Annotated in this window: 10 protein-coding genes; 2 read left to right on the top strand and 8 right to left on the bottom strand. The window is 43.3% G+C overall.

Going from position 1 to position 13,201, the window contains the following annotated elements:
* Positions 1-174: 174 nt before the first annotated feature.
* Together FM037_RS22295 and FM037_RS22300 are read left to right on the top strand one after the other, a co-directional pair.
* Positions 175-1,077, top strand: coding sequence for a LysR family transcriptional regulator (locus FM037_RS22295; protein WP_144047808.1), 903 nt, complete (start codon positions 175-177; stop codon positions 1,075-1,077).
* Between the two features lie 143 nt (positions 1,078-1,220).
* Positions 1,221-3,398 carry a cation:dicarboxylate symporter family transporter gene (locus FM037_RS22300; protein WP_152829577.1) on the top strand — a complete coding sequence of 726 codons (2,178 nt, stop codon included), beginning with the start codon at positions 1,221-1,223 and terminating at the stop codon, positions 3,396-3,398.
* 385 nt (positions 3,399-3,783) lie between these two features.
* Here FM037_RS22300 and FM037_RS22305 read toward each other — a convergent pair whose 3' ends face one another.
* From FM037_RS22305 to FM037_RS22340, 8 genes are all read right to left on the bottom strand, one after another.
* The gene (locus FM037_RS22305; RefSeq protein WP_185976883.1) at positions 3,784-4,209 is read right to left on the bottom strand and encodes a hypothetical protein; all 426 of its coding nucleotides are present in this window, start codon (positions 4,207-4,209) and stop codon (positions 3,784-3,786) included.
* A complete protein-coding gene (locus FM037_RS22310) occupies positions 4,209-4,817 on the bottom strand; it encodes a hypothetical protein (protein WP_144047811.1) in 609 nt (202 codons plus the stop codon). Before FM037_RS22310 ends, FM037_RS22305 begins: the two co-directional genes overlap by 1 nt.
* 399 nt (positions 4,818-5,216) lie before the next feature.
* Positions 5,217-5,609 (bottom strand): hypothetical protein, encoded by a 393-nt coding sequence (locus FM037_RS22315; RefSeq protein ID WP_144047812.1) that lies wholly within the window; start codon positions 5,607-5,609, stop codon positions 5,217-5,219.
* 293 nt (positions 5,610-5,902) lie between these two features.
* On the bottom strand, positions 5,903-6,205 hold the full coding sequence (locus FM037_RS22320) for a hypothetical protein (protein WP_144047813.1): 303 nt from the start codon (positions 6,203-6,205) through the stop codon (positions 5,903-5,905).
* Positions 6,206-6,478: 273 nt separating this feature from the next.
* Positions 6,479-8,290, bottom strand: a complete 1,812-nt coding sequence (locus FM037_RS28890; protein WP_221937439.1) for an eCIS core domain-containing protein — start codon at positions 8,288-8,290, stop codon at positions 6,479-6,481.
* Positions 8,291-8,453: 163 nt separating this feature from the next.
* Positions 8,454-9,041 (bottom strand): eCIS core domain-containing protein, encoded by a 588-nt coding sequence (locus tag FM037_RS22330; RefSeq protein ID WP_229380984.1) that lies wholly within the window; start codon positions 9,039-9,041, stop codon positions 8,454-8,456.
* Between the two features lie 94 nt (positions 9,042-9,135).
* Complete coding sequence (locus tag FM037_RS22335; protein WP_144047814.1) at positions 9,136-11,784, bottom strand: glycoside hydrolase family 18 protein; 2,649 nt, start codon at positions 11,782-11,784, stop codon at positions 9,136-9,138.
* Positions 11,784-13,187, bottom strand: coding sequence for an ATP-binding protein (locus FM037_RS22340; protein WP_144047815.1), 1,404 nt, complete (start codon positions 13,185-13,187; stop codon positions 11,784-11,786). The genes FM037_RS22335 and FM037_RS22340 overlap by 1 nt, the downstream gene beginning before the upstream one ends.
* Positions 13,188-13,201: the final 14 nt, after the last annotated feature.

The raw sequence follows: 13,201 nt of genomic DNA on the forward strand, positions 1-13,201 counted from the left end.
TCCTTATTGCCTATTTGCTTAGCAGAACTCAAAAGTTCCAAACCTAGCCTCAGACACGAATCACAATGGTTTGTCACAAGCCTTAATTGCAAAGCTTGTTACATTCAATAGTGATAAGTGTATATTGATAGTTATTCGGGATTAATAACCTTAATTGATAAAGACTATTTCCATATGACTATGAATAAGCTTTTTGATGGTGTCATGGTATTCACTCAGGTAGTGAAAACTGGTGGTTTTTCGGCGGCAGCCGAGCTGATGGGACACTCAACGTCTTATATCAGTAAGGAAGTTAATAAGCTCGAAGAGCGGCTTGGCGTGCGTTTACTCAATCGCACCACGCGCTCCATAGGTCTGACACCAGAAGGAAAGGCTTACTATCAAGAGTGTCAGCAGTTAGTCGCCGATGCAGAACAAGCGGTGAACATGCTGACTCTGCACGAGCTTGCACCTAAAGGCATCCTAAGACTTAGCACCCCGGTCGGATTTGGCAATAACTACCTGCAGCCCATCTTAGCTGAATATATGCGCCTCTATCCCAATGTCTCCTTAGATCTTGACCTCAATGATCGTAAAGTTGACGTAGTCGCAGAAGGTTACGATCTTGCCATACGTGCCTCGTTGCAGCTTGAGGAATCAAGCCTCATCTGCCGTAAGATATTTAGCTGTAAAGGTTATATTGTCGCCAGCCCTGGATATCTATCTAAACATGGTCGCCCCCACCACCCACAAGAATTAAGCCGTCATAACTGCTTCTGTTATAGCAATCATAAATCACCGAACAAATGGCAATTTAATGATAAAGAGGGCAAAGCTTATTCCGTAGAGGTTAGGCAAAAATTAGTCTGTAACAGCGCCGAAATGGAGTTAGCCCTGGTTTTAGATGACCTGGGGATCTGCCGATTACCTATGTTCTATATGGAAGAAGAAATAAAGTCAGGAAAACTTGAGATCCTGTTTGAAGACCTCCCCGCCCCTGAAATTGATGTGTTTGTGGTGTATCCGAGTCGTAAACATCTTTCACCTAAAGTGAGGGCATTTATCGATTTAACTGTCGAGCAACTCTCGCAAAAGTAGTCACTCATTTACAAGAAACTTCAATCGAACACATGTTAGAATATTGAGCTAATTCTCTGTGTTAATGTTAACTTTTCATTCTGTTACGCTCAAATTTTCAACAAATTGAAATCAACGAGCTTATCTGGCAGTTTTGTATATGGATGTCATTCGTGGTTAAAAAAATAGTTTCTATGACTAGCTCAACTCAGATGTTGATCGCTATGTTCCTTGGCTTCGGTGTGGGGCTTTTTTTCGGTGAATCAGTAGGCTGGCTCAGCACCATAGGTAATGCGGTTATCTTGCTGATGCAGATGACGGTTTTGCCCTATATTTTAGTCTCCTTAATCGGTGGTATTGGCAAGCTACAAAAGAGCACGGCGACACTCATATTTAGCCGGGCCGGCATGATAATGCTACTGCTCTGGCTGCTGGCACTGGCGGTAATAGCCATGATGCCGCTGTCATTTCCCTTTGTTGAGTCGGCTTCGTTCTTTAGCATCAGCAGCATAGAGCCCGCCGCAGCCATAGACTATTTCAAGCTGTATATTCCCTCTAACCCATTCGAATCTATGGCAGCGGGCTATGTCCCCGCCATGGTGGTATTCAGTATCGCCATGGGCTTAGCCCTTATCGGTATGGAGGGAGAGCATAAGCAGCAAATATTAACCTTTATGCACACCACCAGCGAGATTTTCTCTCGCATCACCCGCGGCCTGATAAAGATATTACCTATCGGTATTTTTGCCATGTCGGCCTCAGCGGCAGGCACCATGGGAGTGGATGAGTTTGCCAGTATGCAGGTCTATCTCATCAGCTACTTCGTACTCTGTCTCTTACTGACCTTCTGGATCTTGCCCTGGATTGTCGCCTCACTGACGCCGATTACCTTTCATCAAGCCTTGAGTATCAGTAAGGCCAGCCTGATCACCGCTTTCGCTACCGGTAATATCTTCATCGTGATCCCTGTGATTATCGAAGAATGTAAGCAGATCATGAAGCAGCATGACAAGCTCACCGAAGATGGTGCCACCTTGATTGAGATTTTAGTGCCTATCGCCTTTACCTTCCCTAACATAGGTAAGTTAACGGTGATTCTGTTTGTATTCTTCGCAGGCTGGTTTAATGGTACGCCGGTAGATTTAAGTGCTATTCCATCTCTGTCTATCAGTGGCCTGTTATCTCTGTTTGGCAGTGTCTATGTGGCTATTCCTTTCATGTTAGATCTGGTACATCTGCCATCAGATCTGTTCCAGCTGTTCGTGATGTCAGGCTTTATTACCGGAAAATTTAACTCCATTGCCGCGGTAATGAATCTATTTGTGCTGACCATTTTAACCGCAGCCCTGTTCCACAAATGCCTCAAACTCAGCCCCCCTAGGCTTATCAAGATGGGTGTAGGCATAGGTATTGGTATCCTACTAACCATAGTAAGCTTGCGCATCGGCATGGGCATGTTTATTCATAGCCCGGAGATCACCAGCGGTGTCATCGCCAACATGCAGGTCGCCGATAAGGTGCCGACTAAGGTAAAAAGACAGTTCCCGGAACTCGGCAAGACGCCAACTTCTCCGATAGCGAACCTAGAGGCAATTCGGGCCAGAGGAGCACTCAAGGTCGGTTACATCCCCAGTAACGTGCCCTTCAGCTACTACAATAATGCCGGTCAGTTAGTGGGCTTCGACAGCGCTATGGCGTCAAAACTTGCCGAAGACTTAAGTGTTGAAATTGAGTTTATCCCCTTCAAAAAAGACAAGTTAGCAGAATCGTTAAAAGCAGGTTTCTTCGATATCGCCATGTCGGGACTCGCCATGGATATCGCGCAAATGGACAAGCTAAGTTATGCCGAGCCGGTACTCGAACTAAACTTAGCCATCGCCACACGCGATCATATGGTGAACAAGTTTAAGAGCAATGAAGACATTTTAGAGATGAAAAATATCACCATAGCCTATGTCGAACATGGCGACATTATCGAAGAGGCGAAGAAGAGGTATCCGAATCTCACCTTCGTAAAAATCTCTGGTTATAAGAACTTCTTTAGACAAAAAAAGCCCAAATATGACGCCGTAGTGATCAGTGCTCAGGCTGGCTCCGCCTGGACCTTGTTCTTCCCGGGTTACGGTATCGCTATTCCTGAAACCACCTCACGGTATCCGGTGGCTTATGCGGTGGCTCAGAGTAACCAATCGCTACTGAATTACGTTAATAACTGGCAGAAACTGCGTAAGGTCGATGGTCATCAAGACAGGATTTACAACTATTGGATGCTGGGCCAAGGCGCTACAGAAGTTAAACCTCGCTGGTCTATCATCAGAGATGTGCTGCACTGGGTGGATTGATATTAGGTTGCGACATAGTAGTGCCAGATTGCTCCGATGCGGTATCGAGGTCGCTCGTATAGGTTCGATACTGGGTCTTAAATTTAAGGCTAGTTAGCGGCGTCTTAGGGTGAGCAAGTTCTCTGACAAGCTCAGCACTAGACTAACCTCCGTAATCACCAGCGAGTAAGTGACTATTAACTCACGACCTTCAGAGCTGAAAATCATTTACTATTTCAATGCTTGTTATCGCGTTATTCATTTCTGATAACTACAGGGAAGTAGCTTATTAGAGTAATGCAGGAGCAATTACCTTGTAGCAACTGCTACAGGGACCTAAAAATCGTTTAAATGATTCTTAGGTTTTGTTATGGGCTAGAATTAGAGTTTTTCTCTTACAAAAAACTTAATCAGGATCTTTACGAACATAACCATTTAATAAGCTCACTACATTAATGACATCCCCATTTAAGGTATTTGATTTCGTATTTGCATTTAAGTATGAATTAACCAAAACAGCAGTACTGGTAGAAATGAGCTGACTAACCTGAGAATCGCGATCAAAAGCGGCCAATGCGGTACCATACTTTTTCACAATGTTGATCCCGTCCTTTTTCAATGCCTTATTAGGATCTGTATTCCAATCCTTTGCTGAAACAGCGTATAAAGTTTCTAGAACCGCAGCAAGTAGTCCAACTTCTGTATTTTTGGGCGATAAATTCTTTACGCCACCGTCTTCAAATTCATTTCCAGTGGAAAACCCTAGATTTCCTTGAACCGTTATACCATCCACATTATAGGTACTAGCTAAACTCGTCTTTATATCTGTCATCAAAGAAGGCTTAGCTGTAACAAAGGTTTCCCCCAAAATCCTCTTTCTGTCTTACGACTTAATGATGACATACAAGCTTCTATTTTTACCGTACCAATCGTCTTATTCTTACCGGATAAACCAGTCTTGAGGTTATTAATAATACTAGCAACATGAGAGCCAGACAGAGTCCCCCCATTCCCGTCTTGTAATATAGCGGGTTCACTACCCAATGGGGCACGACCATGGGCTACGATATACACCTTCTCATTGTCCCCCATTGCATCGTACACATTTTCAGGCACCGCCCCCGGAATAGTTTGTACAGCAATATCCTCTCCTCTTGTTCCGTTTTGACCATCGGCAATTTTTTGCGCATCTTGAGGGATCGGCGCACTATTACCATATTTCATAGCCAAACGCTGCGTAACATCACCTCCAATACTCACACTTTTTATTTGATTGTGTTGATGATCGCTTATCATTCCCTGCAATTGAGCAGCTTGTTTACCTTCAGGTCGATTATCCATAAACCCAAATTTTTGCTTCCCGTTATGTTTCTTCTGAGCAACTGATTTAGCAACCGACCGACTTTTATTCTCTTTCGGGCTTTCTATCTTTTCATACATATCTCAAATCCTTTTAAGTTAGTTTTACCGATCGCTACAAGGATGTAGCTTATTAGAGTAATGCAGGAGCAATTACCGATCGCTACAGGGATGTAGTTTATGACAGGTCATTTAGGAAGCTATGACCTTATAACAATTGGGCTAAAAGACGTTTTAATGATTTTTAGGTTTTGTTATAGGTTCTGGTTCTTTTTTTCAGCAACAACGCTCAGCGTAGTTTCTACCTACGCTGTAATTTTTTGTTTTTTTCAAATTTTTTTCCGTTTGAGCTTAGCTGCATATCGCATTAAAAACACTACAATGGTTCCGGCGTAGAATGATTTTGAAAGGGTCATTTATCCCACATATAATGCCCTCTTCGTTGGTGTTAAACCTGGTTCACTGTTAGTCCGACCGTATTTATTGTTTATGCTTATTCAGGGTAGGTGCATCACCTTTACTATTTCTGTAATACTCGTAGTAAGCCTCCCTGAAATCACTAGTTCCGAAAGTTTCATCGTCCTTGTATTTCTTTTTTGCCGACGCGTTGTTCAGGTTGATGGTATCGAGTGCACCTGGTTGTGCGTGTTCGGTTAAGGTGTCGATTTTGTTCCAGCTACCGTATATGTAGAACGCAGGCACCTTCTGCGTGTCGTCCCCCGCATTGGCCTCACAAGTTATTCTGTCGCCCCCGTCTGTGGCCACGACAGTGGCAGCGTGATAGGCACAGACAGGCTCATCCTTCTTGTTCGGCCTAGTGTCACCTTCTTTTATTGGTCTTTTCACGACATGGTACGAATCACCTACTGACATATTCGCTTTCTTATGTTTGGGCCTCGCAGTTAGTTCGTCGTAAGCCGTGTCTGGTTGGTAGTGGTAGTTTACCTCCTGCGGTTTGTTTCTGGGTTTGTTAGAGCTTAAGGTGTTTGCTAATTCTAGGCAGTCATTCTTATGTTGATGTTCCCCAGTTGTTGTATCTAAGGAAATTTTAGACTTGTACCCGTTGAACGTATGTGGTGTCCCATTTAAAGTTACGTTAAGAGTTTTGTCGTTGTCCTGCATAAACAGATCAGCGGGTGCTGGCGGGGTTGGGTTTAATTCGTTGTTTACAAATAGAATACCTTTCGAGTTATATTTTTGAGCGTATCTAAGATTATTAGTATAAACGACAGTTCCCCGTCTACTTTGCGTTTCAATTGTTTTATGTCAGCAGGTGGTTGGTTCATCTGTGTGTGAGTTGTACTGTTCAGATTATCAGGATTGGTAGTCATTTTTTCACTTGCTTCAATTATTCCAGGGCGATTATCCACAAACCCAAAACCCTGTTTCACACTACCTTTCTTCTGAGCCACAGAATTAGCAGCTGCTTTACTTTTATTTCCTTTTGGCTTTTCTACTTGTTCATACATATCTAAACCCTTTCTAAATTGTTTTTATTCGATGTTATAGGCTTTCTTCATTGCCTATAACAATTGGGCTAAAAGCTTTTTCAATGGCTTTTAGGTTTTGTTATGGGCTTTCTAAGTGCAACTTGATGGCTTTATTTTTTAGATAATTTTTCCTCCACCCGCGTTACAAAGGCTTGTTTTAAAGACTTCAACCTACCGGTGATGCTCTACAAAAGGGTCAGACCCTTAAGGGTGGTGCCTCCATCAAGAATAAGCGAACAAGGTATTAAGTATTTAAAGACCTAATGCAGTAGCATTAAGAAAACAAGATGGCACATCAAAATGAACATTGTCATTAATCTGTGTTGCGCCATTAAAACTAGGGTTGAGACAAAAGAACACCAAACTATTCACAGCACTTGGTAGCAATAATTGAGTCAAGTCGTTGGCTGTTGCTATGGCGGGAGTCTCTTTCCCAATAGCCTCGCGCACAGAATCATCTAGCGACCAAGTAGCCGAGTTCCATGCTTCTTTTTTGGCGTATTCATCACGTAATGTTTCTAATAGGCCTCTAATGTTTCCCCTTTGTTCGTAAGCCGCTAACCAGCTTTGAGTAAACACCAATGAACTAACCGACATGAGGCTGTACAGTCTATTTAACAATAATTGTTTTGAATGCTTAGAAAAGTCAGCCCCTTGTAAAAGGTTAAGCACGGAATGTTGAGACAGCGTACTGATCTCATCTAACATATGTTTACGGTGCGGCAATGAGAGTGCGTCATTGGTTCTCAAGCGTTCATTTTCAGGGAGCGGCACGGTATCTTTATCGGCCCCATACTGCTGCGGGATTTTGGTGTTATTCCAATTAACAACAGCCTCTAAAAATTTTTCGCTTGGCATTGCGTCACTTATTTTTGTTAAGGGTATAACCGCCCCTTGATCTTGTGGCCCATATTTATAACCCCATTCTACACTGCCAAGGTAATCGCCTTTCATGGGGCCGCTTAAGCATAGCGCGCTTGTTTCAAACGACTGTATAACAGTCCAATCTTGCCTCCAATCCCTACCCGGAGTATCAAGCAAGGCGGCCGCCTCATCACTCGTGACGGCCCCTATTTCATTAAGCGTATGAGCGCCCAGTTTATCATCGGGGTCACTGTGAAAAGATTCTGGAATTAAGTCTGGGGCATTTAATGGATTTTGCGCACCAAACACAGGGTGAACATTTTTATCGGTTCTGTCTAGGTAGCGGGCAGTATCTACTAAGTCGCCTTCAACATTATCTTCTGTTGCCCTAGCCACCCCTCTTGCTGCGGCATACGTTTCATGACTATTGCCCCCTTTTTTAACGGTGGGGGTTGTGGTTTGTGTTAGGCCAATTTGGGCACAGTCAACCGCATCATTTGCTTTAAATTCAAGATTCATTGAGCAGCCAACACCCTTATCTCCCCCTTCTCTGGGGGCATGAAATGTTAAATCGTATCCATTTGTTTTGTATGTGCCGCCAAATGTTTTAACTTCGGCACGCTGTATTAACGTTTGGTTTGAGACCTCGCTATTATCTGAATGGGTTACTTGCCTTTGCTTGATAGCGCTTGAATCTGTTTTCATTTGTAGCGCTTTGTTTCCCATAACGGTCGCCTCACTCTCCAGTCCGGCATTATCATTCACTGACATGCCTCCAACAGTCGTGGTCGGCTTAACCCTACCTTGGGCTTGTTGTACCACGTGACCTAATTCGTGAGGTAAATGTTTTTCTTGTCCACTGGCTAAATGAATATCGCTGCCTTGGGCGTACGCATGAGCTTGCACTGCTGCCGGTTTAGAAGAATTCCGATGAACTTTGACATGATCTAAACTCATGCCTGATAAGCTTTCCATGCCAGATTTTAAATTATCGGGGAGACCAGTATTATTTCTTTGAATAAGGGATTCTAGTTGTTCAATATGATTTTGTACCATTCCCTGTACTTTTCTTTGAGCAATAAACTCTGGTCGATTATCCACAAACCTAAAACCTTTCTTCACATTACTTTTCTTTTGAGCAACCGAATTAGCAACCGCCCTACTTTTATTCTCTTTTGGTTTCTCTATTTGTTCATACATATCTCAAACCTTTTTTAAATTGGTTTTACCGATTGTTACAAGAAAACTGCTCCTGCGTTTTCTACATACAGGGCGTCCTGCCCTAATAGGCTTTCATTCCATTGCCTAATAACTCCTACAAATTTATGTACCTACATTTAGGTCATCACCTTATTCTTACCTCTTATCCACCACGAAGTGCTCTATCCCCCATCACAGTGGCTTCATTCTCCAGACTGCTGCTGTCATTCACTGGCATACCTGCTACCGACGTCGTCGGTTTCACCCGTCCCTGTGCCTGCTGCACCACGTGTCCGAGTTCATGGGGCAGATGTTTCTCTTGACCACTGCCAACATGGATATCACTGCCTTGGGCAAAAGCATGAGCTTGCACCGCAGCAGGTTGGGGCGAGTTGTAGTGCACTTTCACATGATTGAGGCTCATGCCAGATAAGTTTTCCATGCCCGATTTAAGATTATCGGGTAAGCCAGTATTATTCTTGGCTTGCAGCGTCGTCTCTGCATTTTTTACAGGGCTGCTGGCATTACGATTTGCATTGATAGGATGGGAGGCTGTTACCGATTTATGTTGGGATAACTCCTCCTCATCAAGCGCGGCTTTCAGCTGCTTTATTTGATGACTAGTGTCGCGGTTATCCTGCATAGTCAGCCGAGTTTTTGCTTGTAAAGTCCGATTATTATCAACTTGCTGATGGGACACTTTTTTAGCTTGTGCAGTTTGCTCCTGCTCTATCTCTTGCTTTACTGACATCAAAACTCCCTCTCTTAATCATTCGGTTTACAGGTAATCTAGCTACCTATTGCATTAAGACGGCCTTACCTATGACTCAATACACTTAATATAACTATGGCAAGTTGCTACGATTATTTTTCTCTCTCTGCCTAATAACATTTGCCGCGAAGACGATTAATACAAAAATAAAAATAAACAGCTGCTGCTGCTCCTTCCAATAGGGATCACAGCTAAACACCAACATGATGAACATTGCACTGGCTAACATAAATAATAGGAAGTACCAGCGACTAAACAGTTGTCTTAACCTAAATGCCCAGATAGACGCTACCGCGTAAATAAGCACTAATCCGATAAGACAATAAATAACCACTCGCAATTGCCATCGTAATGGACAAAGGGTGTTACACACTTTTGTGGCAAGCGTTACCGCAGGAACCAGCGCTGAGAACTCAACCTCTTCAGAGACAAAGTAAGTGCTGTTGATCAATTCAGACACCTCAGATGAGAGTGGGTAAGACCAAAATGCAGCGCCTAAATAGCTCCATTTACTGTAATTTAAAACTTGCTCTAGCTCCTGAAACTTATCGTCAACATTAATCAACGGGATCGTTTTATTGAATATTTTTCCTGCTATATCAGAGTATTGCTTATCACCTAACTGAGTTCTTAGCTCTTTCAACAAGCTGACTTTATAGGTTGTCGAGCTTGAAACCTGCTCATTGCTATTAACTGAACCAGACTCTGCCACTAGCTCGCTTACCCCTTTATTATCAATAGCTTGCTCATTAATAGATTGCTGCTCACTTATGGCTAAGGAGTCGAAATTCATGATAAACAGATTGATATAAGGCTCAATACGATTAAGATTATCAATCGTGTAAAAGCTAGAACTGTTATCGATGAGGTCGTAGGCTGGCACCAATATGTTGAGATAGTAAGGATCTTCAATCCCTGCCATATCTGTCTTTTCAGATAGATATAACTGCTGCTTTAACTTTTTAATAAAGCGGATAAACATCTCAAAATCGGCCACGGTTTTAAGTGACCTCAGGTCTAGGTTCAAGGTTACACCGTCAGCCATGGTTCTTTTGGGACTTGTCCCTAAACTCATGATGGGTTTAAACTTATTAATGGCATAACCCCTTAACGGAGTTTTCACCGTCGTGACAATCTGGTCGATAAGATCATCATTAAAAAGTATCGATACCTCCTCCCCTGATGACTGTAATTGACCATTTGAGAACACCAGATCAACCTTCACTCTATGGTTATGAGCATTCACAATAAACTGCGAATTGGGCTTATCGGCTTGCCAATTTGGCGGAGTCGTCACCTTGTTACCCTGAATCGATGCCGAAAAGTAGGCTAGGCGTGTCAACTTGCTGTAATCGATAGTCAGCTCATTTTCTTGCCAGTATTGATAGAACCCGTAATAGAAACGGGTATTGAGCCCCTCTAATGCGATATTGTCTGCACAACCACAGCCAGGTGTAGCATTCCATTGCAGTGGGTTGTTGACCTCAGTTGGCACCTTCCCCTGCTTTTTAGCGACTTGATAGAGGTCGCTAAGCCCTTGGCTTTTGAGCTGTGTACTGGCTGAATTTGCTAGTAAAAGATCCTTTAACGCAACTTGAAACAGATAAAGGTTGGCAAAGCTTTGATCAGCCAGCGGCGTCAGTAACTTAAGCTGATCAGACGAAAGGCTAACAATTGAGTAGCGCTGATAAAGCTGGGTAATGGCTTCACTGTTCACGGCATAGCTAGCAGGTTTCACAAGCTGCTTAGTTGTAACGCTAGCAGGCTGCACCGACGACTCAGCAGAACTTTTATCTGCAGCTTTAGTTTCAACTTGGTTTTCTACAGACTTAGTATCTGTAGACTTAGTGTCTGTTGCACTATCTTTTGTTTTAGTCACTTTATACTGGGCTGGAGTAACGGTGACTAACAGAGCTAATTCACTCTCCATAGTGTCACTACCTAGATCGCCAATTAAACTCGTTAAGATAGGAGTAAGTACTGCACCTATATCACTGTCAGTCTTAAAGGTTTTTGTGGTCGCGGCCTGTAATAGGCCCCCCTGCTCACTCCAAGAGGTTAAGGTTTCAATATCATTACTATCCAATAGATAATAATTGTCCTCAATCTTTACCGGTGGAGTGTAGTAACTAGGATCGGCTACAACTTGTTCCTGCTCCTGTAGATAATATTTATCGAAAATGCTGTGCAACTGAATCGGTGTACCGTAGCAAGCTGGCAAGCCAGAACAGGTCGGCTCACTGATAAGTTTGAGTTTGATCTGCTGTGAGAGCCATAACTGAAACTCATCACTGGCTAACGCTTGCCGCCATAACGAGTAATTATCGGTGAGCTGCGCCACAGTCACTAACGAACTTAGCATGTTAGCGACAAAGTCACTGTTACTACTCTCCTTGCTGGCTTGATTAAACTCATCACAGAAATATCCAAGCCACTTATCGGTTATTCGCCCGACTTTACCGTCAGAGAGTAGTTCGCCTGGGCTCTTAAAATCAGCTTGGTAGGGGGCATTATCTTTATAGATAACCGCTAAGTTACTCTGCACCAGATCGCCGAATATTCTGCTTTTTAATATAGGGTCATGTTTCGTTTTATCTATCTGCGACTGACATAATTGACTCGACGGTGAAGCCTGACTCAGCCCACAGAACAGCAGTGAAATCATGACTAGAGGGAGCAAGCGTAATCCATTAAGCCTATAAAGAAAGCGACCAATATTCATCAAATTGTCCTTCCCTCTTTGCGTAACTCCTTGGCAATACCTATGCAAAGATCGTGGTGATCGATTTTTTCATAGCCAGACTGAACTGCCGAAATCGCTGCATAACGGATCACATTGGCTATCGCACCTCCTGCAAGTTCATGCTTTTCTGCTATATCACGTAATGAATCGGTCTCCCCCTCAGGATAGTGTCCATTAAACATATTGAGCCATAGCTGATAACGTTGTTCAGCATCTGGCATAGGAAAATAAATCAGTGATTGAAAACGCCTTGAAAAGGCATCATCAATATTCGCTCTCAGGTTAGTTGCCAGAATCACAATGCCGGGAAAATCTTCAATACGTTGCAGCAAATATGCTATCTCTTGATTAGCATGACGCTCATTGGCGCCTCCCGACTGAGTTCTCGATCCAAACAGGGCGTCCGCTTCATCAAAGAATAGGATCCAACGCTTATTGCATGCTTGATCAAACAAGTTTGCCAAATTTTTCTCTGTTTCCCCAATATATTTAGAGACCATAGAAGAGAGATCGATACGATATACATCCAAGCCCAATTCGGCGCCTATCAAGGTTGCCGTCAGTGTTTTACCTGTACCTGGAGGTCCATAAAACAAACTACGATAGCCAGGCTTTAATGATTTAGATAACCCCCACTCATCTAAGATCTGAGCTGAATGTTTAATCCAAGTTCTGATCTTGTCTATCTCCGACATGACTTCATGCGCTAATACCAGATCGCTCCAATCTAGCTCACTGGTGATCAATTTGGCTGGAAACTGATTGGAGTAATCGAGTTTCTCCGTCACCCCTGTGGTGAACAGGTTTAGATACTCGACCTGTATTGAGAAAGCACTACTAAAGAATGGCTCCCCTTCGCTAGGGGTGTTAAGGCTGAGCACATTTTGAGTTAGAAATGGATGTGGTACTTCGAACAGGGCAGCTATGTTGAACCGACTAGTCAAATCCTCGCCAGAAACTACAAATGCGGCGGTCTCACAGGTAGGGAGAAAACCGCTGTGGGTTTGCCCCTGCTTGCCGCCAAACTCGGTATAAGCACGATCAAAATTACTGTTACGGATAAAAAACGTATCGAACAGCTGCGGCTTGATATGGGGGATCATTGCCATAACCAGCACCAGACGCTCTTCCATTGTTGTTAGATGTTTCTTAACCCATAGCGCATAGTGAGAATGATCAAAACAAAGTTCTGGGATCAATACTTGCTCAATACTCGTTAGCTCACTCTCTTGCTGAAAATAGAGTTTAACTCTTAAATCCAGCACCTGAGAAAACCAATCCAGTTCTCGCTGTAAAGTCGCCGCATTGGCCTCGATGTGACTCGAGGTGCTTAAGGCTTGATCTTCAACTTCACTGGTCGTCACAACCTGTAATCCTTTCATCCTTTCATCCTTTC

The organism is Shewanella psychropiezotolerans, from assembly GCF_007197555.1.
GTDB lineage: Bacteria > Pseudomonadota > Gammaproteobacteria > Enterobacterales > Shewanellaceae > Shewanella > Shewanella psychropiezotolerans.

What these genes read in the sequence shown, in the direction of transcription:
- FM037_RS22295 (WP_144047808.1), top strand. Translation starts at nt 175, where the DNA reads ATGACTATGAATAAGCTTTTTGATGGTGTCATGGTATTCACTCAGGTA.
- FM037_RS22300 (WP_152829577.1), top strand. Translation starts at nt 1,221, where the DNA reads ATGTCATTCGTGGTTAAAAAAATAGTTTCTATGACTAGCTCAACTCAG.
- FM037_RS22305 (WP_185976883.1), bottom strand. Translation starts at nt 4,209, where the DNA reads ATGACAGATATAAAGACGAGTTTAGCTAGTACCTATAATGTGGATGGT.
- FM037_RS22310 (WP_144047811.1), bottom strand. Translation starts at nt 4,817, where the DNA reads ATGTATGAAAAGATAGAAAGCCCGAAAGAGAATAAAAGTCGGTCGGTT.
- FM037_RS22315 (WP_144047812.1), bottom strand. Translation starts at nt 5,609, where the DNA reads ATGTCAGTAGGTGATTCGTACCATGTCGTGAAAAGACCAATAAAAGAA.
- FM037_RS22320 (WP_144047813.1), bottom strand. Translation starts at nt 6,205, where the DNA reads ATGTATGAACAAGTAGAAAAGCCAAAAGGAAATAAAAGTAAAGCAGCT.
- FM037_RS28890 (WP_221937439.1), bottom strand. Translation starts at nt 8,290, where the DNA reads ATGTATGAACAAATAGAGAAACCAAAAGAGAATAAAAGTAGGGCGGTT.
- FM037_RS22330 (WP_229380984.1), bottom strand. Translation starts at nt 9,041, where the DNA reads ATGTCAGTAAAGCAAGAGATAGAGCAGGAGCAAACTGCACAAGCTAAA.
- FM037_RS22335 (WP_144047814.1), bottom strand. Translation starts at nt 11,784, where the DNA reads ATGAATATTGGTCGCTTTCTTTATAGGCTTAATGGATTACGCTTGCTC.
- FM037_RS22340 (WP_144047815.1), bottom strand. Translation starts at nt 13,187, where the DNA reads ATGAAAGGATTACAGGTTGTGACGACCAGTGAAGTTGAAGATCAAGCC.